The following is a 20,447-nucleotide window of genomic DNA, read 5'->3' as shown; positions in this document are numbered from 1 at the left end:
CTCTGAGTCGAAGTTAAAAAGCCGCCTGTTTCGCAACAGGCGGCTTTTTTAATGTGCGTGCGTTTCATTGCGCACGCGTCAGCTCACGCGATCAGTTCGGTGCGCTGTGCTTCTCGCAGCCATGCTCACAGCCGCTCTGATCCAGCGGCATCTGCTGCGCGGCCTCGGCGCGAATGCCCAGGCGCGCGAGCAGCTTGCGGTCGGCTTCCGCCTGCGGATTGCTCGTGGTCAGCAACTGGTCGCCGTAGAAAATCGAATTTGCGCCGGCGAGGAAGCACATTGCCTGCAGCGCCTCGTCCATCTGCTCGCGCCCGGCCGACAGACGCACCATCGCCTTCGGCATCGTGATGCGAGCAATCGCGATCGTGCGCACGAATTCGAACGGGTCGATCGCTTCGGTGCCGGTCAGCGGCGTGCCTTCCACCTGCACCAGGTTATTGATGGGCACCGACTCCGGATACGGCTCCATGTTCGCCAGTTGCGCGATCAGCCCCGCGCGTTCGCGGCGCGATTCGCCCAGACCGACGATGCCACCGCAGCACACGTTGATGCCCGCGTCGCGCACGCGTTCGAGCGTGTCGAGTCGATCCTGGTACGTGCGCGTCGAAATGATCTGGCCGTAGAACTCCGGCGACGTGTCGAGATTGTGGTTGTAGTAATCGAGGCCCGCTTCGCGCAGCGCCTGCGCCTGATGCGTTTCGAGCATGCCGAGGGTGACGCAGGTTTCGAGGCCCATCGCTTTCACGCCGCGAATCATGTCCTTGATCGGTTCGAGATGGCGGTCCTTAGGATTGCGCCACGCGGCGCCCATGCAGAAGCGCGTTGCGCCGTTCTCTTTCGCGACCTTGGCGGCGGCGAGCACTTCGTCGACCGGCATCAGCTTGTCGGCTGCGAGTCCCGTGTCGTGATGCACCGACTGCGGACAGTATGCGCAATCTTCTTCGCAGCCGCCGGTCTTGATCGACAGCAGCGTCGACAGTTGCACGGTGTTCGCGTCGAAATGCTCGCGATGCGTTTGTTGCGCGCGGAACATCAGGTCGTTGAACGGCAGTTCGTACAGCGCGACGATGTCGGCGACGCGCCAGCGCGCGACTTGCTTGCCGCCGGTCGCGGCGGCGTTGACGGTAGCGGCGGCCGTGTCGGCCTGCGTCGGAGTGATGTTCAGTTGCGTCATGGGGACGATCCTCATGGATGGATAGATGGGGTGTGGTTCAGCACTGCGCGTGGCGCAGCGTCTGCAAAAGCCGGTCGATGTCGAGTTGATCCGCCGCGCGTTCGGGCGCAGCCGGGCTCAAATGGGGCACGATGCCGAGCAACGGCGCGTCGTAAGCGCGTGCGAGATGCTCGCGGATCGACGCGATGTTTTCGTCGGGGAACGTCATGTCGGGATCGACGCGATTGGCGACCCAGCCGGCGAGCGTAAGTCCGCGCGCGGCGATCGCTTCGGCGCTCAGCAACGCATGGCTGATGCAGCCCAGACGCATGCCGACCACCAGCACGACCGGCAGCTTCAGCGCGACGGCGAGGTCGGCGGTGTCCTGAGTGGCGGTCAGCGGCACGCGAAAGCCGCCGACGCCTTCCACGACGACGATCTCCGCGCGCTGCACGGCCTGTGCATGGCACGCGACGATGTGATCGAGATCGAGCGTGACGTTTTCCAGCGCGGCCGCAATGTGCGGCGCGGCCGGTTCCTTCAGCAGATACGGCGTGCGCAGCTCGGGCGGCAGCAGCACGTTCGACGCGGCGTCGAGTTGATCCGCGTCTTCGTTATGCAGCACGCCGTTCAGTTCGAATGCGCCGGCGGCGATCGGCTTCATCGCGGCGGCTTGCAGGCCTTCGCGAACGAAGCCGCGCAACAGCGCCGACGAAACGAAGGTCTTGCCGATTTCCGTATCGGTGCCGGTGACGAAGAACGACAGTGCTGGCCCGATGGTATTCACGTCGCCGCTCATGCCGCTTGCGCTCCGAGTTGTTGCAGGCCGGCTTCGAGACGGTCGAGATCGGCATGCGAGTGCGCGGCCGACAGCGAAATGCGCAACCGCGACGTGCCGGCGGGCACGGTCGGCGGACGGATCGCTGGCACCCACAGGCCCGCGCGATCGAGCGTGGCCGCGATGTCGAGCGTGGCGTCGTTCGCACCGATGATGAGCGGCTGCACGGCCGTATGCGAATCGACCGGCAGCCACGGCGTCGCTTTGAGCATCGCGCGCGTGCGTTCGATCAGTTGCTGAAGATGCGCGCGGCGCGTCTCGCCTTCATCGCCGCCGATGATGCGCAGGCTCGCCGACACCGCATGCGCGGCAGCCGGCACCGACGCCGTCGTGAAGATGTAGGGACGCGCGCGCTGCACGAGCCATTCGATGACGGTTGCATGCGCCGTGACGAACGCGCCCGAGACACCGGCCGCCTTGCCGAGCGTGCCGATGGAAATCAGATTTGGCGAGCGCAGCGCGGCTTGTGCGATGGCGCCGCGGCCTTGCGGACCGAGCACGCCGAAGCCGTGCGCATCGTCGACGATCAACCACGCGCCGTGCTGTTCCGCGAGTTCGAGCAGGCGCGGCAAGGGTGCGATATCGCCGTCCATGCTGAACACGGTATCGGAGACGATCACCTTTACGTCCGCCTCCGACGCGTCGAGCATCGCACTCAGCGCGTCCATATCGCAGTGCGGATAGATTTGCACGTCGGCGCGTGACAGGCGCGCGCCGTCGATCAGCGACGCGTGATTCAGCGCGTCGGAGAACAGCGTCGTGCCGCGGCCCGCGAGCGCGGTGAGCGTCGCGAGATTCGCCATGTAGCCGGTGCTGAAGTAGAGCGCGCGCGGGTTATCGACGAAGCCGCCGGTGAATGCCGCGAGATCGTCTTCGAGCTGCGCATGCGCGCGCGAGTGGCCGCCGAGCAGGTGCGAGCCGCCGCTGCCCGCGCCGTAAAGACGTGCGCCTTCGGCGATTGCCTCGATCAGTTGCGGATGCGCGGCGAGGCCGAGATAGTCGTTGCTGGCGAAGCCGATCATCGCGCGGCCATCGACCGTCATGTGGGCGGCGCACGGCGTGTCGGCGGTGCGGCGTCGGCGGCGCAGACCGCGTTCGTCGAGTTCCTTGAGCCCTTCAGTGAGGGTGTCGAGCAAATGCATCAGCGGACCTCCGCGAGCGTGGCGTCGAAGGTTTCGCGTGTGCGCGAGGCGAGCAGCGCGAGTTCTTCGTCGTCGAGGATGTAAGGGGGCATCAGATACACGGTGGTCCCGATCGGGCGCAGCAGTAGTTCGCGCTGCAACGCGTTTTCGAAGAAGCGGCGCGAAAACGTTTTGGCATGCAGAGCATCGTCGATCACCGCGTCGAACGCGAAGATCGTGCCGCACTGACGCAGGTTGCGGACCTGCTCGTGTGCTGCAAGCGGTGCGAGCGCGGCCTTCAGCGTCGCGGACTTGCGTGCGTTGGCGGCGAGCACGTCGTCGCTCGCGAACAGATCGAGCGTGGCGAGCGCCGCGCGGCACGCGAGCGGATTGCCGGTGTACGAATGCGAGTGCAGGAAGCCGCGCGCGGTGTCGTCGTGATAGAAGGCCGCGAAGATTTCATCGCGCGACAGCACGATCGACAGTGGCAGGTAGCCGCCGCTGATGCCTTTGGACAGACACAAAAAGTCCGGCCAGATGCCGGCTTGCTCGCACGCGAAGAACGTGCCGGTGCGACCGCAACCGACGGCGATTTCATCGGCGATCAGATGCACGCCGTACTGATCGCAGAGCGCGCGCAGACCTGCGAGGTACGACGCGTCGTGCATCGCCATGCCGGCCGCGCATTGCACGAGCGGCTCGACGATCAGCGCGGCGATGCGGGCGGCGCGCGTTTCGAACAGCGAGCGGACGTGATCGAGCGCGCGGCGCGCGACGTCGGCGGCGCTCTCGCCGGGTTGCGCGAGGCGCGCATCGGGCGAGGCCACGACGTGCGCGTGACGGATCAACGGATCGTAGGCATCCTTGAACAGCGCGACATCGGTGACGCCGAGCGCGCCGATGGTTTCGCCGTGATAGCTGTTGGCAATGCAGACGAATTCCTGCTTGTCCGCGAAGCCTCGGTTGCGCCACGTGTGGAAGCTCATCTTCAGCGCGATCTCGACGGCGGATGCGCCATCCGACGCAAAGAACGCGTGGCCGAGCGTATTGCCGGTGAGTGCGCCGAGGCGCTCCGCGAGTTCGATGGCCGGCTCGTGCGTGCAGCCGGCGAGCATGGCGTGTTCGAGCGTATCGAGCTGGTCTTTGAGCGCGGCGTTGATGCGCGGGTTCGCGTGGCCGAACAGGTTGACCCACCAGGAGCTGATCGCGTCGAGGTAGCGATGACCGGCGCGATCGTAGAGCCACGCGCCTTGACCGCGGGCAACGGGCACGAGCGGCAGGCGCTCGTGGTGCTTCATCTGGGTGCAGGGGTGCCATACGGCACGCAGGCTGCGGGCGACCCAGTCTTCAGGGGCGACGGGCGATGCGGCTGATTTTTCCAAAACGGTACTCCGAAGTGCTTTTCTTGCGCGCTGCGCGAGGTGGCTTTCTGGGCCATTTCAGCTGTGGCGTGCGCCACTTTTTTTGGCGCTGCGCGCGGCCTTGGCGAGCGTGCGGGGTCGAGATTAGCGGTTTATTTCGTGCTGTGCACTAGCGGCACAATGGGCGCTTTTGCTTGCGGGGCCGGGGTTTGGCGCTGTTCGGTGCAGGTGGTTTGTGTTCGTCGCGGAAGGTCGCCGTTCGGCGGAGTTGGCGACGGCAAAGTAGTTGGGGGTATCGGCGGGAATCTTGGGGTTTTTGCCTGCTCGGCGCTTTGGGTGGGGTTTTTGGGTGTTGGCCTTTCCTTGATGTCACGGTGGTCTATTAGCGTTGCCCCTGTGCGGGGCGGCACTTACTTTCTTTGCCGCCGCAAAGAAAGTAAGCAAAGAAAGCGGCTTCACACCGCTAATTCTTAAGCGGGTCCCCTGGCTTGGAGGGGACAGTGGACCATCTGGAATCGGTGCCCGCGCACACTCCGCGTCAGTGACAAAGCCGTCATCCGCTCCCACTCCGCACTGTGTGCGTCGCGGATGGGTATGCGTGGGAAACCAACGGCTTTATCCGTATGCGGCGGGGCTATCAACTTCGCCTCGGCGAGGCGGCGTAAACAAAGGCGCGTTGGGGGGCGAGCGAGAAAAGCGAATGACAGCCAACTGCCACATGAAGGGTCGGCTTTCAAGGCTTCAGGAAGTACGCACGCCGGAAAAATGAGCTCACGGTTTTAGGAGGGACCGCGTCGGCGCGCGAAGCGTCGCCGGAAGAATGACTGCTTTGTCACTGAGGTTGAATGTGCGGGGGGCACGGATTCCAGATGGTCCACTGCCCCCTCCAAACCAAGGGACCCCGCTTAAGAATTAGCGGTGTGAAGCCGCTTTCTTTGCCTACTTTCTTTGCGGCATGCAAAGAAAGTAGGTGCCGCCCCGCACAGGGGCAACGCCAATAGACCACCGTGACATCAAGGAAAGGCCAACACCCGAAGAGCGCAGACAGAACCAAACGCCGAGCAGGCAAAAACCCCCTCCACCTCAATTCCGACTAGCAATAGCCCGCCGCCCATCGGCATCCCCGCCACCGGCAGAACCTTGCGCCCCGTCAGCCGTCTGCGAAGACTGAGCCCCCCAAACCACAGAGTTATCCACCGCATACAACCGGCAAGGATCCGAACTCTGCTTCTGGCAGTTGGCAACTGCCACCGACATCGGATCATCCCCGCCCTCAGCCCACGACCACGCGCCCGAATCCGATACGGCAAACGCGCGGCTAGGATACTGATGCAGGAAGTTCCGATAGCCATTGCGCCCGCCTTCATCGACGAAGGGCACGGCATCCACCGCGTCGACGGCGGCGAAGCCGCTCGGCTTCGGCGCCGACGGATCAGCCACCCGATACTGCACGCCCGTGGGCATCCCGACGCGCGCTAGGAACGCCTCGACAGCCGGCCACCATACATGCACGCCATCGCGGTCGCCAACGAGCCGATGCGCATCGTTCTTGTACTTGCCGAAATCCACCATCTTCGCGCTCGCGCCGTGCGCGCTGTACGCGGCATACATGCCGGCCACCAGCGGCGCGTTCCAGACCGAATCGTTATCGCCGTACATCCACAGCGACGGCACCGTGGTCTTCTCGCCATACGCGCCGAATGCGTGCGTCAGGTTGCTCTGCCAGTCAGTACAGGCGTCCTGCCGCAAGCCGCCCGAAAAATTGATCAGCGCCCGCACGCCCGGTGCCGCCTCGGTGCCGTAGGCCATGGTCGCGAGACCGCCGTGCGAGGTGCCCGCCACGACGATATGCGCCGCGTCCACATACGGCTGCTTCGACATGTAGTTGATCGTTGCCGCGACGTCGCCGGCCTGGCCAATGCCGTTACGTTCGACATCGCAACCATCCTGCTCGTACACGCCGTCCGAATGGCCGAAGCCCTGGCGGTTCGGCGCGACCACCACGTAGCCGCGACGCACGAACTCGCGCGCGAGCGGCAGCGGGTTGCTGCGCTCCTGCGTATGCGGATCGCCGGGAATCTTGCCGTGGTTGAACACGATCATCGGAAACGGGCCGGCGCCGTCCGGTTTGTAGATCGTCGTTTCGAGCGTGATCGTGCCGGCGGCGTCCACCGGCACGCGGATGATCTGTTCGTTCAGACGCGCGGTGGGCAGGTAGACGTCGTCGTCGAGCGCGATGCGCGGCACGTGTGCGCGTGCCAGCGGTCCCGCCTGCGCGTCGGCGTGCGGGGCTGCGTACGCCTCGCCGAGCGGATCGGCGTGCGCGACTGCGACAGCGCACGTGGCCGCTGCACAGATCACCGCACACATCGTCAGAACCTTGCTGAACACCATTGACGCACCTGCCTCGAAGACCTGCCCTGAACACCGTGATGTCCGCTTGCCGATTTAATTGCTGACGTTTTCCTTTCGCCGGCGTTTTCGACAAACAAAAACACACTCGCGTATGCAGTGCGCCAAGCGCACGCATGCCAATCGAGATCGCACGGGATGAACCCAAACGGCCGACGCGACCCCACGCGCCGATGATGAGCGCCACACCTGCTGCCCGGAGCCGCCGCCGCATCCACACTGTCTGGTATGCGGCAGGGCTTCCTGCACATTTTGCGGAGCGGGTTTGGCCGGCTCTCGCAACGTGACGTCATGAAGCTACGGCCTCATCCTGGCACGACAATTTTGTTTTGTGCAATCAAGGAGAACCCGCGCCGAAAAAATTGCCGCTCGTGTTTCGAGCTGATGTCGGCGTCGCTGAGAGGCCTCGTTCGCCGCGTGGCCAGGTAGTGGCTGGACGAGGACGGGATCGTTGCCGGATCAAGCGACAGGCGGCTCGGCACGCGGGCTGTGGTGCCGGGCCAACACGAAAAAAAGCCCTGCAATGAGGGCCTTATTTGATCGCGGCGCAATGCGCGCCGCTGCGTCGTGAAAGATCGCGAAAGGTTCGCGTGCCGCGCACTACTCGCGGACGTCGCCATCGACGTAGCGCCAGCGGCCGTCCTCGCCGCGCACGAAGCGGCTCAATTCGTGCAGCCGGTGCGCCCGGCCGCCCACCTTGTACCGCGCGACAAATTCAACGGTTGCGTGATCCGCGTCGGTTTCGGCGAAGGCCTTGATCTGCAGTCCGAGCCAACGCGGCGCGTCGGGCGCGGCGGGGTCCGCGTCGAGATCGGCGGGGCAGGTGTGCGGCGCCCAGGTGGCGCGCAGATAGTCCGTTGCGCCGACAACATACGCGCTATAACGCGAGCGCATCAGTTCGAGTGCGCGCGGCGCCGCCTCGCCGCCGTCGATGTAGCGGCCACAGCATTGCGCGAAGCGGGGTGCTTTGACGCCGCTGCGCTGTCCGGGCACGGTGCCGCTGCAGGGGCAGTCGGAGGGTCTTTGCATCGGCAATGGTCTACTCATTAAGCGTTCAGTCAAGACCGCGTGCGATCAATATTTTCTGGATGTCGCTGGTGCCTTCGTAGATCTGGCACACGCGCACGTCGCGATATATCCGCTCGACCGGGAAGTCGCTGAGATACCCGTAGCCGCCATGAATCTGCAGGGCTGCCGAACAGATCCGCTCGGCGGCTTCGGAGGCGAACAGCTTGGCCATCGCGGCTTGCGTGAGGCACGGCTGACCGGCATCTTTCAACGACGCGGCGTGCCAGATCAATTGACGCGCGGCTTCGAGTTGCGTCGCCATGTCGGCGAGACGGAACTGCACGGCCTGGTGCGAAAAGAGCGGCGCGCCGAAGCTCTCGCGTTCCCTGGCATAGCTCAAGGCGGCGTCGAACGCGGCGCGTGCCATGCCGACACTTTGTGCCGCGATACCAATGCGCCCGCCTTCGAGCCCCGACAGCGCGATCCGGTAGCCTTCGCCTTCTGCACCGATCAGATTCGCGGCGGGCACGCGGCAGTCTTCGAACACGATCTGCGCGGTATCCGACGAATGCTGGCCGAGCTTCTCTTCGACGCGCGCGACGATGTAGCCCGTCGCGCTGGTCGGCACGATGAACGCGCTGATACCGCGCTTGCCTGCCGCCTTGTCGGTCACGGCCATCACGATCGCGACGTCGCCGTTCTTGCCGCTCGTGATGAACTGTTTGACGCCGTTCAGCACGTACACGTCGCCGTCGCGGGTGGCGGTGGTGCGCAACGCGGACGCGTCGGAGCCGGCTTGCGGCTCGGTCAGGCAAAACGCGCCGAGCATCTCGCCGCGCGCCAGCGGCGTAAGCCAGTCGCGTTTCTGCGCGTCGTTGCCGTAGCTCAGCAGGATGCTGCACACCGGGCAGTTGTTCACGGAGATGGCTGTCGACGTGCCGCCGTCGCCCGCCGCGATCTCTTCGAGGATCAGCGCGAGCGCCAGCGCATCCATGCCGGCGCCGCCATACGCTTCGGGCACCAGCACGCCGTAGGCGCCGAGTTCGGCGAGCTGGCGGTGCACGTCGCGCGGAAACGTGCGCTCGCGGTCCCACGTGGCCGCATGCGGCGCGATCGCGTCGCGCACGAAGGTGCGCAGCGCGTCGCGGACCATCAGGTGATCCTGATCAAGCACCATGGCGCGGTCTCCTCACCAGTCGAGTTGCGTGCCGTCGTATTGATAGAAGCGGCCGTTGAACGCATCGCGGGCGCCCGCAGCCTGCGCGAGCACCTCACGCATGCCGGCGACGCTGCGCGCCGGGTCTATGGCGGCTTGCGCGCCGCCCATGTCGGTGCGCACCCAGCCGGGATGCAACGACACGCAGGTCGCGCGCTTTGCCTCCAGCGACGCGAGCTTCAGCGCATCGTTCAGCGCCGCCTTGCTCGTGCCATACAACCAGCCGCTCGTGCCGCTCGGCTCCGCGATGCTGCCCATCTTGCTGGAGAGGACCGCGAACACACCGCCCGCTTCTTCGACGAGCGGCAGCAGGATCGGCATCAATTGCATCGGACCGCGCACGTTGGTGTGCATCACGTGATCGAAGTCTTCGGCGGTGATCGTCTCGATGCGTTCGGTGCGCGGGCCGTACACGCCCGACACCAGAATTGCAGCATCGAGCCGTTCGCCGTCGAGCTTCCAGCCGAGCGCGGCGATCTCCTCGGGTGCGGTCACGTCCACCGCGAACGTTTGCGCGCCCAGTTCGTTCAGCGCATCGAGCGCGGCGCCGTCGCGCGCGGTAGCGAGCACGCGCCAGCCGCTATGCCGGTACTGCCGGACGAATTCCTGGCCGATGCCACGCGACGCACCGACGATCAGCACTGTCTTCATCGAACACCTCAGCTTTCAGGACGCCGCTTCGAGAGGCGGCGATTGCCACGATCCACGCGTCAAACCAGTTCGACACCCATCGCCGTCGCCTCGCCGCCGCCGATGCACAGCGTCGCGACGCCGCGCTTCAGGCCGCGCCGCTTCAGCGCGCCGATCAGCGTGACGAGAATGCGCGCGCCGGATGCGCCGATCGGATGGCCGAGCGCGCAAGCGCCGCCGTTCACGTTGACCTTATCGTGCGGCAAGCGGTGTTCCTTCATCGCGGCCATCGTCACGACGGCGAATGCTTCGTTCACCTCATAGAGATCGACTTCGTCGGCACGCCAGCTGTTCTTCTCGAACAGCTTGCGAATCGCACCGACCGGCGCGGAGGTGAACTTCGCCGGTTCCTGCGCGAACGTCGAGTGGCCGACCACGCGTGCGATCGGTTCGACGCCGAGACGCTTCGCCGTCGATTCGCGCATCATCACGAGCGCGGCGGCGCCGTCTGAAATCGACGACGAATTCGCCGCCGTCACCGTGCCGGTTTTGCTGAACGCGGGCTTGAGCGTCGCAATCTTGTCGAGGTTAGCCTTGAACGGCTGCTCGTCGTGATCGATCGTGACCTCGCCCTTGCGGCTCGCCACTTTGACCGGTGCGATTTCCCACGCAAACGAGCCGTCTTCGTTTGCGCGCTTTGCACGGTTGAGCGACTCGACCGCGAACGCGTCCTGCGCCTCACGCGTGAAGTCGAACGACGCCGCGCATTCCTCGGCGAAGGTGCCCATCAGCCGGCCTTTTTCGTACGCGTCTTCGAGACCGTCGTAGAACATGTGATCGATCACCTGGCCGTGACCCATGCGCATGCCGCCGCGCGCCTTCGGCAGCAGATACGGCGCGTTCGTCATGCTCTCCATGCCGCCCGCGACGATCACGTCGACCGAACCGGCGGCCAGCATGTCGTGCGCGAACATCGCCGCGCGCATGCCGGAGCCGCACATCTTGTTGACCGTGGTGCTGCCGGTGCTCAAAGGCAGGCCGGCGCCGAGCGCGGCTTGCCGCGCGGGCGCCTGGCCGAGGCCGGCGGGCAGCACGCAGCCCATCACCACTTCGTCGATCTGGTCGGGCTTGAGGCCCGCGCGCCGCACGGCGGCTTCGATCGCCGCCGAGCCGAGTTGCGGCGCGGTGAGCGATGCGAAGTCGCCCTGAAATGCCGCCATCGGCGTGCGCGCGGCGCTCACGATGACAACCGGATCAGCCTGCGCTTCGGTTCGCTTTTCACTCATGTCTGTCTCACTCATGTCTTAGCTCCTTGATCACACCTTCGACGATGGCCGGCAGGTCGCCGAGCTGCGCCGCGTCCGCGGCGACCATGTCGTTGTCCGCGTTGCGCGGGCCGCTCGCCGACACGGCGGCCACACACTCCTTATAGGTTGCTTCAAGTGCGGCCGCGTCGCTGATCGTCATGCCGAGGTTACGGATCTTGCCGTCATGCACGCCATACGCCCAGCCGTGCACGGTCAGTTCCTGGCCGCGCGCCCACGCATCGTTGACGATGGTGGTGCGGCACACGTTCACCACCTGTTCGATCGTATTCAGTTCTACGAGCCGCCGATGCCGCGCTTCGCCTAGCGGCCATTCTTCGATCAGCGCGGCGTGCTTCGCGCGCACGTCCTGCACGTGCGCGAGCCAGTTGTCGGCGAGACCCACGCGGCGGCCGTGCAGCGCCGCGGCGACACCGGAGCAGCCGTAGTGGCCGACCACCATGATGTGCTTGACCTTCAGCAGATCGACGGCGAACTGGATCACCGACAGGCAGTTCAGATCGGTATGCACGACCACGTTGGCGATGTTTCTGTGCACGAACACTTCGCCCGGCGGCAAGCCGATGATCTGGTTCGCCGGCACGCGCGAGTCCGAGCAGCCGATCCACAAATACTCCGGCGCCTGCTGATGCGCGAGGCGCGAGAAGAATTCCGGGTCTTCGGACAGCTTGCGGGCGACCCACGCGTCGTTGTTGTCGAACAGATGCGAGAGCGGATGGGAGGAGCTTGAAGCGTTTGTGTTCATGATGCGTCTTGGTGGTTTCTCGACCGATTGACCGGTCGAAGTCGTTACATAAAATTCGGACGATGCATTTAACGAGGCGGGCGGCGCAGGCTTCACGCCGCGCGTACGCTGCGCTCGTCGGGTGGCGCGTGCGGTGTATCCGGTGAAGCGGATGCCGATGCATCGGCAAAGCGTTCCGGATAGCGGATGCAGAAGCGCTCGTGGCTGTCGTACGGGAAAAAGTCGGGCAGTTCGCCTCTCAATAGATGATCCTTGTGCCGTTGCCATAGCGCAGGATCGAAGAAGTCCGCGTGGTGCTGCATGAAGGAGCGGCGCACGCGTGGGTCGCCGAGCAGAAATGTGCCGTACGTCTCCGGGAAAATGTCGTGTGGGCCGACCGAGTACCACGGCTCGCCCGACATTTCGTCCTCCTCGTTACGCGGCGCCGGCACCGCGCGCACGTTGCAGTCGGTCAGATATTCGATTTCGTCGTAATCGTAAAACACGACGCGGCCATGACGCGTCACGCCGAAGTTCTTGTACAGCATGTCGCCGGGGAAGATGTTCGCCTGTATCAGTTCCTTCACCGCGTTGCCGTATTCCTTGATGCCGTGCTCGACGTCGTCGTCGTTGCCGTTTTGCAGGAACAGGTTCAGCGGCACCATGCGGCGCTCGATGTACATGTGGCGGATTACGAGATTCTCGCCCTCGTATTCGAGCAGCGAGGGCACTTCCCTTTCGAGTTCGCGCACGAGCGCTTCATCGAGCCGCGCGACCGGCAACGCGACGCTCGCATATTCGAGGGTGTCGGCCATGCGGCCGAGGCGGTCGTGCCGTTTGACGAGCTGATACTTCGCCTGGATCTGCGCGCGCGTGGTGTCTTTCGGCGGCGGGAAGTTGTCCTTGATCAGCTTGAATACATACGGGAACGACGGCAGCGTGAACACCAGCATCACGAGCCCCTTGATGCCGGGCGCGATGATGAACGGATCGCTCGAATGCGACAGATGATGCAGCAGATCGCGATAGAACAGATTCTTGCCCTGCTTCTGCAAACCCACCGACGTATAGATTTCCGCCTTCGGTTTGCCCGGCATGATGGTGCCGAGAAATTCGACGTAAGCGGACGGCACTTCCATGTCGACGAGGAAATACGAATGCGAGAAGCTGAAGATGATTAGCAATTGCTCGCGCCTGAGCAGCACGGTGTCGAGCGCGAGCACGCCCGGCTTCACGTGACGCAGCGGCACGGCGAACGGCAGCAGCGCATCGCCGTTGATGATCCGTCCGACGATATACGCCGACTTGTTGCGGTAGAACAGCGACGACAGCACATGAATCTGGAAGTTCGGCGCTTCGTCGAAGACGCCAAACGCGTCGTGGATTGTCTGCATCACGCAGCCGACGTCGCGCGTCAGGTCTTCGAACGGCGGGTCGAGCTGGAAGTTCGTGACGATGCGCTCGAGCGTCGCGGCGAGTCCGTCCTTGCCGGGGTAGTACGCGCGATAGGTCGGCTTCGCCGCCGGCTCGTCGTTCTCGATGTATTCGGTCGAGATGGCGGGGCGCACGAAAATGAAGTCGTTGTTGAAATACGAGCGGTGCAGGATCTTGCAGCACACTGAATTGAAAAACGTTTCCGCGCATTCGGGCTGGCGGTGCGTGGTCAGGAGACCGATGTAGTGCAGCTTGATCTGCTGCCACACTTCGCCGTCGATGTGTTCCGCGTCGTACTCGTCTTCGAGCAGTTCGACGCATTCTTCGACGCGCTCGTCGTACGAGGTAATGCGCTCGCGCGCGAGCTTTTGCAGGCCGTGCCAGTCGCCGGTTTCGAAAAGCGTCTTCGCGTGGACCGCGGCGTCGCGAAAGATCCGGTAATGGCGGTCGAATCCTTCGAGCATCGTCTGGGCGACGTCAAAGCCGATTTGCGACGACAGCAGTTTGGGGAAGTGATTCATGTCGACCGTGCATTCGTCCCGTGTCGTGAAGACACCCGTGATTGTATCGTCCGGGTGGGCCCGCGACGCATCGCGCCGCTCGGCTCGCGCCCTGCCGCCTTGCGGGCGTTCTCGGACGTTCACCGACTTTCCGGCTATCTTCGCTCAATGCGCCGGCTTGGCATCACTAACCGGCGCAAATCCCGCTAAAAAAATGTGCTTCGTGCGGCGTTTGACTGCGTTACATTGCGTTTAGCGGCTCGTGCCGCGCCACGTCATGCCGCGTTTATGCGGGTTTAGCCTCGCGTGCGCCACCATCGAGCAACGCGCGCGCCTGGGCTTCGTATTGCGCGAGATCTTCGAGCGTCGCGTTCAGGTCTTCCAGTTGACGCTCCAATACCTCCCGATGACGCGCCACCGTGGCAAGAAACGCGTGCAATTGCGGCACGGTGTCGGTCGGCGATTCGTACACGTCCAGCAATTCGCGGATTTCCGACAGCGTGAAGCCGAGCCGCTTGCCGCGCAGCGTGAGCTTCAGGCGCGTTCTGTCGCGGCCTGAATAGACGCGCCGTAATCCACTCGACCCTTCGCGGCTCGGCGAGAGTAAACCCTGATCTTCGTAGAAGCGGATCGCGCGCGGCGTGACGTCGAATTCCCGCGCGAGCTCGGTGATCGTGTATTGCGTATTCATACGGGACATCCCGTGGCCGGGCAGAAAATCGGATTGGACGATAGAATCGACGTTTACGTTATCGTCAACCTGCGCTGAACGCAACCATTGCTGCAACCACGGCGCGAGACAGCAGGCGCGCGCCACAACCACGCCGACAGGCATCGCACACCTCGCCATGCCGGACGGCCGACGGAGGAAGACATCCCCAATGAATGCACTCGAACATCAACTCCAATACCCATTCGACGACAGCCTTCCGCAAGCCGGCCAGACGATGGAAGTCGCGCCCGGCGTGTTCTGGTTGCGCATGCCGTTGCCTTTCGCGCTCGACCACATCAACCTGTGGCTGCTGCGCGACGAGATCGACGGCAAGCAGGGCTGGACGGTGGTGGATTGCGGCATCACGTCGGACACGATCAAGCAGAACTGGGAAAGCGTGTTCGACTCGCTGCTCGACGGCCTGCCGGTGTTGCGCGTGATCGTCACGCACTGCCATCCGGACCATATCGGCCTCGCGCACTGGGTGTGCAGCGGCGGTGACAGGAAGCGCTGGGACGCACGGCTCTGGATGACGCTCGGCGAATACATGCAGGCTCGCGTGATGGCCGCAGGTGACGGTTCGAACGCAGGCGGCGAGGCGGCGGCGCGGCACTTCGCGCGCCACGGTCTGAACGATGAGGATTCGCTCGAGAAACTGCGCAATCGCAAGAGCTACTACTCGAGCCTCGTGCCGGCGATCCCGGGGCAATACAGGCGTCTGCGCGAAGCCGATGGCCTGAAGATCGGCGGCGAAACGTGGCGGGTGGTGACGGGCTTCGGCCATTCGCCGGAACACTGCGCGTTGTTTTGCGAAGAGACCGGTGTGCTGATCTCCGGCGACATGGTGCTGCCGCGCATTTCGACCAACGTGTCGGTGTTCGATATCGAGCCGGAGGGCTCGCCGCTCGCGCTGTATCTGGAGTCGCTCGGCCGGTACGAGACCATGCCTGAAGCGACGCTGGTGCTGCCGTCGCATGGCAGGCCGTTTCGCGGCGTGCGCACGCGCATCCGGCAACTGCGCGAGCATCATGATGCGCGCCTGGCCGAAGTGCGCGAAGCATGCGCTCAGAAACCGCAAAGCGCCGCCGACATCGTGCCGCTGATGTTCAAGCGCCAGCTCGACATCCATCAGATGACGTTCGCACTGGGTGAGGCGCTCGCGCATTTGCATCTGCTGTGGCTCGCGGGCGACTTGAAGCGCAGCGAGGACGCGGACGGTGTGATCCGTTTTTCGGCGTCGTGAGTGAAGAGATCGCCTTGATGTGTCGATAAAAAAAGCCCGGTTGTGCAAACCGGGCTTTTTTCTGTGTACCTTCAGGCAAGCGCGAATTACTGCACCGCGACCGTCCCAAAGTTGACCCGGCCAAACGGGCTCACGTGATAACCGCTGACGTTCGTGCGCGTGATGGCCGAGGCGGTCGGATAGCCGAGCGGAATCCAAAGCGCCTGATCGTGGATGATCTGCTGCGCCTGTTCATAGGCCTTGGTGCGCTTGGCCTGATCCGGTGTGGCCTTGCCGTCGGTGATCAGCTTGTCGAGATCCTGATCGCAGAAGCGCGCGAAGTTGATCCCCGACTTCACCGCGTTGCAACTGAACAGCGGCGTCAGATAGTTGTCCGGATCGCCGTTGTCGCCGGCCCATCCCATGAACAGCGAATCATGCTGGCCTTGCTTGGCCTGCTTGATCAGCTCGCCCCATTCGATGACCTTCACGTCCGCCTTCACGCCGATCTTCGCGAAGTCGGCCTGCAGCAATTCGGCGCCGGCCTTGGGATTGGGGTTCAGCACGCTGCCGTTCGGCCGCACCCAGATGGTCGTTTCGAAGCCGTTCGGATAGCCCGCATCGGCGAGCAACTTCTTCGCTTTCACCGGATCGTACGGCCAGCCCTTGATCGACCTGTTATAGCTCCACGTATTCGGCGGGTACGGGTTCGTGGCCGGCGTCGCGGTGTTGTCGAACACGGTCTTCAGATAGGTGCTGCGATCGAACGCCATGTTCAGCGCCGCGCGCACCTTCTGGTTGTCGAGCGGCTTCTTCTGCGTGTTCAACGCGACGAACGCGGTCATGAACGCAGGCGTTTGAACGATTGCGAGCGACTTGTCCTGTTTCGCGTCGGCGAGGTCCTGCGGCTTCGGCGACAGCGCGATCTGGCATTCACCCGCTTTCACTTTCTGTGCGCGCACGGTGGCGTCCGGCGTGATCGCGTAGATCAGGCGGTCGATCTTCGGCTTAGGCCCCCAGAAGGTCGGGTTCACGTCGTAGCGGATCACCGCGTCTTTCGTGTAGCTCTTGAGCAGGAACGGGCCGGTGCCGATCGGCTTCGCGTTCAGATCGGTCTGCTTGCCCGCCTTGAGCAACTGGTCGGCATATTCGGCCGAATAGATCGATGCGAAACCCATCGTCAGGATCGGCACGAAGGTCGCATCCGGTACGGTCAGTTCAAACTTGACGGTGTTCTCGTCGACCTTGCTGATCGACTTGATCAGCTTCGGCAAGCCCATCGACTGCGCATGCGGAAAGCCGCTCGCGCCCGCCACCTTGTGCCACGGATTGCTGTCGCTGAGCATGCGGTCGAACGTGAAGACGACATCGTCGGCGTTCAGCGCGCGGGTGGGCTTGAAGTAGTCGGTGGTCTGGAACTGCACGTTCGGGCGCAGATGGAACGTGTAGGTGAGGCCGTCGGCGCTCACGTCCCACTTCTCGGCCAGCGCCGGCACGACCTTCTTCGCGGCCTCGTCGTACGAGACCAGCGAGTTGAAGATCACGTCGGCCGACGCATTGGTCGTGACGAGCGAATTGAACTGCACCACGTCGAAGCCGTCCGGGCTCGATTCGGTACAGACGGTCAGCGGTTTGGCGAGCACGAGCGCAGGCGCCGTGAACAGTAGGGCGGCTGCGAGCAGTTTGAAGCGCATAGGTTCTCCCATAACGAGCGCAGTCAGTCGGTGCGTCTGGTTTGTGTTGTTCCGGTGACGAGGGGCGGGCGTCGACGCCGCCCTGATTGTGATACGTTTCCGGCGCTCGCGCATGGGGCGGGTGATCCTCGGTCATGCGCGCCGCGCGCCTTCGCGAAAGCTTATCGAAGGGAGATTATGGCGACAACAACATAATCCGCATATCCATATGGAGAGCGGGCGTCCGCACTCAGGGCGTTGACGCAAGCCGCTTCAGATAAGCGATGCCTTCTATCGCGCGCACGCCGTACCACGACACCATTTCGCCATCGATCAGCTCGATGCGCTTGCCCGCCAGCCGCGGATCACGCGCGAGCGCGTCGCGGTGCGTCTGCGTGAAGCGATACGGCTCGCTGGACAGCAGGATACGGTCGACATCGGCGAGCCACGGCGCGTCGTCGAAGTCGAGCACCGGATAACGCGCGGCACCCGCCGCTCCGCCGCGCACATCCGGCTGCGTGTGCCAGTTCACGATCTGCAGCATCGAGGCGATATAGGTGTCGCGCGCCACGCTCATCCACGGCTCGCGCCAGATCAGATACAGCACGTTTTGTGCGGCGAAAGCCTGCGCCGCGGCTTCGCGCAGCCGGGCTTCGAGTCTTTCGCACAGCCTTTGAGCTTCGTGCCTACGGTCGAAGATCGCGCCCAGCAGCGCGTAAAGCGAGAGATTGTCCTGCGGTGTCTGCGGATGAGTGACGACGATATGCGACACGAACGCGCGCAATTGCTCGACGGTATCGCGCTCGTTTTCGTCGATATTGACGATCAGGTGGGTAGGGCGCAGCGCGCGAATCGCGTCCGGCTTGACGGCCTTGGTGCCGCCGACTTTGCGGACCTCGCGCACCTTGTCGTGTGGATGCACGCAAAAGCCGGTACGTCCGACGATCTGCCGGTCGAGTCCAAGTGCAAAAAGCGTTTCGGTGATGCTCGGCACCAGCGAGACAATGCGCGCGTGGGCGCCCGCTGTTTCGTGCGCGACGCCGGCTGCATCGACCGCACGCGGTTGCATGATTTATTCGGCAATGACGCGCGGCTTGCGCGGCGCGCGTTCGAACGCGCGGTCATAGAGCCAGCGCGGCAGCACGTGCAGCAGCATTGCGACGATGCGCATCTGCCACGGAAACACCGCGAACGCCGTTTGCCGCTCGACCGCATGTGCGACCTTTGCGGCGAAACGGTCGGCGTCCATCAGGAAGGGCATCGTGTACGGGTTGTGCTCGGTCATCGGCGTGCGGATATAGCCCGGCGCGATGGTGACGACGCCGACACCGTGCGGCCGCATCTCGACGCGCAACGCTTCGAGATACTTGAGCGCCGCCGACTTCGACGCGCTATAGGCGCCCGAGCCCGGCAAGCCGCGCACACTGGCGACGCTGGCGATGCCGACTAGCGTGCCGCGCTTCGCGGCGACCATCGCGGCGGAGAAAGGCTCGAAGGTGGCGACCATGCCGAAGTAGTTGACGTCCATCACTTCGCGGAAGGTGCGCAGATCGCCCTGCCCGGTGACGGCGCCGCGGCTGATGCCGGCGTTGGCGATCACGATATCCGGCAAGCCGTGTTGCGCAATGAACTGCGTGGCCGCGTCGGCGAGTGCTTCGGCGTCGCGAACGTCGACGGAATAAATGGAGACGGTGTTGTGCGGATGGGACTGCTGGAACGCGGCGAGCGCGTCGCCGCGGCGGGCGACCAGGCCGAGAATCGCGCCGCGCCGCGCATAGTCGGCGGCGAGCGCGAGGCCGATGCCGCTCGAAGCGCCGGTAATGAAAACCTTCAGCGGTGAACTCATTCCGGCGCCTCGTCTTTACATCTTCCTGGCGCGGACTTGCTGCACCAGATAGTCGAGCACCTGGATCGTGCCCGGCAGGCTGTCGGTCGCGGCCGGGCCGGTTTCATACTTGCCTTGGACGGCCAGCGTCGGCACCCCGTCGATCTTGTACGTGTCGAGCATCTTCTTGTCTTTCTGCAGCGCGCTTTGCGTCGAGAACGAGTTGTACGCTTCCATGTACTTCTTCGGATCGACGCCGAGCTTCGCGAGGAATTTGCTCTGCTCTTCCGGCGTCAGCAGGTAGTTCTTGTTGACGTGGATTTCGTTGAAGATCTTCGGCGTGAGTTCGTTCACGACGCCGAGCGCGTCGAGCGCATGGAACATCTTCGAGTGCGGAATGAAGTCGTCGCGGAAGGCGACCGGCACGCGCTTGAACACGACGTCCGGACCCTGCTTCTTCACCCATGCTTCGAGGTACGGGTTGAATTCGTTGCAGTGCGGGCAGCCGTACCAGAAGAACTCGATGACTTCGATCTTGCCGGCCGGCACATCCGTAGGCTGCGGCGAAGCCAGCACGGTGTAGTCCTTGCCCGACACCGGCGCGGCCGGCGACGCCTGTGCCGAGGCGGCAATCAGACCCAGCGAAAGAAACAGAATGCTCAGCAGTTTTTTCATGTTGTGTTGACTCGAGTAGGCGGAGAAACGGTGGCGCCACGCCAATGCCCGTCACCGTTTTCAGATTCTGCAATGGACGTTGCAACTGTCCGACGAGTTGTGACACGCACGGCGCACCGATAGTTTCGGTGGCCGCGCGTGCCGACGTTTACGGTTTGTTTATTGTTTGGTGAAGCGGATTACGGCAGTGTCCACGCCCGCGTCTGACAGACGCTGACGGCTCGAATTCATGTCTTCGAACTTCGAAAACGGTCCAATGCGCACGCGATAGTACGTCACGCCACCCGCATCCCGCTGGGTCACCTTCGACTCGAAGCCCTGGAACGCCAGACGCGCGCGCTGCTGTTCGGCATCGGCTGCGGTCTTGTACGCGCCCACTTGCAGGAAGTAGCCGGTGTTCGCATCGCCCGGCGCTGGCGCCGCGCTCGCGCCCGGCTTGGCGGCGTTCGCGGTAGCCGGCGCCGAGGTGCTCTTCGGCGCGGAGCCCGCCGCGGTGGCGGCCGGCGCGCTGGAGGCTTGCGGCTTTTTCGCCGGAGCGGGCACGGCGGCCGTGCCGTTATCCTGCGAAGGCTTCGGCGCGACCGCCGTACCGTTTGCATTGCCTGCCGACGGCGGCAC

The 20,447-nt window shown here is 64.1% G+C and carries 18 protein-coding genes; 1 reads left to right on the top strand and 17 read right to left on the bottom strand.

All coding sequences use genetic code 11. The features are described 5' to 3' along the window. Positions 1-91 precede the first annotated feature (91 nt). The 12 genes from bioB to CIC12_RS29265 all read right to left on the bottom strand — a co-directional run bounded on the left by bioB (position 92) and on the right by CIC12_RS29265 (position 14,413). Entirely contained in the window at positions 92-1,174 is a 1,083-nt protein-coding gene (gene bioB, locus CIC12_RS29320) for a biotin synthase BioB (RefSeq protein ID WP_168669503.1), read from the bottom strand. A 37-nt stretch (positions 1,175-1,211) separates the two neighbouring features. Beyond that, entirely contained in the window at positions 1,212-1,940 is a 729-nt protein-coding gene (gene bioD, locus CIC12_RS29315; RefSeq protein ID WP_446728051.1) for a dethiobiotin synthase, read from the bottom strand. Between the two features lie 8 nt (positions 1,941-1,948). Continuing rightward, positions 1,949-3,133, bottom strand: coding sequence for an 8-amino-7-oxononanoate synthase (gene bioF / locus CIC12_RS29310; protein WP_168669499.1), 1,185 nt, complete (start codon positions 3,131-3,133; stop codon positions 1,949-1,951). Further along, on the bottom strand, positions 3,133-4,494 hold the full coding sequence (gene bioA / locus CIC12_RS29305; RefSeq protein ID WP_168669497.1) for an adenosylmethionine--8-amino-7-oxononanoate transaminase: 1,362 nt from the start codon (positions 4,492-4,494) through the stop codon (positions 3,133-3,135). Before bioA ends, bioF begins: the two co-directional genes overlap by 1 nt. Before the next feature lie 1,062 nt (positions 4,495-5,556). Then, complete coding sequence (locus CIC12_RS29300) at positions 5,557-6,867, bottom strand: dienelactone hydrolase family protein (protein WP_168669495.1); 1,311 nt, start codon at positions 6,865-6,867, stop codon at positions 5,557-5,559. 618 nt (positions 6,868-7,485) lie between these two features. Continuing rightward, complete coding sequence (locus tag CIC12_RS29295) at positions 7,486-7,914, bottom strand: YchJ family protein (RefSeq protein WP_446728050.1); 429 nt, start codon at positions 7,912-7,914, stop codon at positions 7,486-7,488. 25 nt (positions 7,915-7,939) lie between these two features. Continuing rightward, positions 7,940-9,070 carry an acyl-CoA dehydrogenase family protein gene (locus CIC12_RS29290; RefSeq protein ID WP_168669491.1) on the bottom strand — a complete coding sequence of 377 codons (1,131 nt, stop codon included), beginning with the start codon at positions 9,068-9,070 and terminating at the stop codon, positions 7,940-7,942. A 12-nt stretch (positions 9,071-9,082) separates the two neighbouring features. Next, positions 9,083-9,760, bottom strand: a complete 678-nt coding sequence (locus tag CIC12_RS29285) for an SDR family oxidoreductase (RefSeq protein ID WP_168669489.1) — start codon at positions 9,758-9,760, stop codon at positions 9,083-9,085. A gap of 59 nt (positions 9,761-9,819) precedes the next feature. Beyond that, positions 9,820-11,040 carry an acetyl-CoA C-acetyltransferase gene (locus CIC12_RS29280; protein ID WP_168669487.1) on the bottom strand — a complete coding sequence of 407 codons (1,221 nt, stop codon included), beginning with the start codon at positions 11,038-11,040 and terminating at the stop codon, positions 9,820-9,822. Beyond that, a complete protein-coding gene (gene can / locus CIC12_RS29275; RefSeq protein WP_168669485.1) occupies positions 11,033-11,809 on the bottom strand; it encodes a carbonate dehydratase in 777 nt (258 codons plus the stop codon). Before can ends, CIC12_RS29280 begins: the two co-directional genes overlap by 8 nt. Before the next feature lie 92 nt (positions 11,810-11,901). Continuing rightward, the gene (gene aceK, locus CIC12_RS29270; RefSeq protein ID WP_168669535.1) at positions 11,902-13,743 is read right to left on the bottom strand and encodes a bifunctional isocitrate dehydrogenase kinase/phosphatase; all 1,842 of its coding nucleotides are present in this window, start codon (positions 13,741-13,743) and stop codon (positions 11,902-11,904) included. 265 nt (positions 13,744-14,008) lie between these two features. Then, positions 14,009-14,413 carry a MerR family transcriptional regulator gene (locus CIC12_RS29265; RefSeq protein WP_168669483.1) on the bottom strand — a complete coding sequence of 135 codons (405 nt, stop codon included), beginning with the start codon at positions 14,411-14,413 and terminating at the stop codon, positions 14,009-14,011. Positions 14,414-14,603: 190 nt separating this feature from the next. Here CIC12_RS29265 and CIC12_RS29260 point away from each other — a divergent pair, with 190 nt between their 5' ends. Next, positions 14,604-15,677 (top strand): MBL fold metallo-hydrolase, encoded by a 1,074-nt coding sequence (locus CIC12_RS29260; RefSeq protein ID WP_168669481.1) that lies wholly within the window; start codon positions 14,604-14,606, stop codon positions 15,675-15,677. 86 nt (positions 15,678-15,763) lie between these two features. Here CIC12_RS29260 and CIC12_RS29255 read toward each other — a convergent pair whose 3' ends face one another. From CIC12_RS29255 to CIC12_RS29235, 5 genes are all read right to left on the bottom strand, one after another. Then, positions 15,764-17,350, bottom strand: a complete 1,587-nt coding sequence (locus tag CIC12_RS29255; protein WP_168669479.1) for an ABC transporter substrate-binding protein — start codon at positions 17,348-17,350, stop codon at positions 15,764-15,766. 229 nt (positions 17,351-17,579) lie between these two features. Further along, positions 17,580-18,398 (bottom strand): helical backbone metal receptor, encoded by an 819-nt coding sequence (locus tag CIC12_RS29250; protein WP_168669477.1) that lies wholly within the window; start codon positions 18,396-18,398, stop codon positions 17,580-17,582. A gap of 3 nt (positions 18,399-18,401) precedes the next feature. Next, on the bottom strand, positions 18,402-19,175 hold the full coding sequence (locus tag CIC12_RS29245) for an SDR family oxidoreductase (RefSeq protein WP_168669475.1): 774 nt from the start codon (positions 19,173-19,175) through the stop codon (positions 18,402-18,404). A gap of 15 nt (positions 19,176-19,190) precedes the next feature. Continuing rightward, on the bottom strand, positions 19,191-19,829 hold the full coding sequence (locus tag CIC12_RS29240; protein WP_168669474.1) for a thiol:disulfide interchange protein DsbA/DsbL: 639 nt from the start codon (positions 19,827-19,829) through the stop codon (positions 19,191-19,193). Between the two features lie 159 nt (positions 19,830-19,988). Next, the coding region (locus CIC12_RS29235) for an SPOR domain-containing protein (protein WP_174772243.1) at positions 19,989-20,447 on the bottom strand (459 nt) is incomplete at its 5' end.

Source organism: Paraburkholderia sp. SG-MS1 (genome assembly GCF_012275575.1).
Classification (GTDB): domain Bacteria; phylum Pseudomonadota; class Gammaproteobacteria; order Burkholderiales; family Burkholderiaceae; genus Paraburkholderia.
Note: the sequence above shows the minus strand (reverse complement) of the source record. Positions and strands in the feature narration are given on the sequence as shown.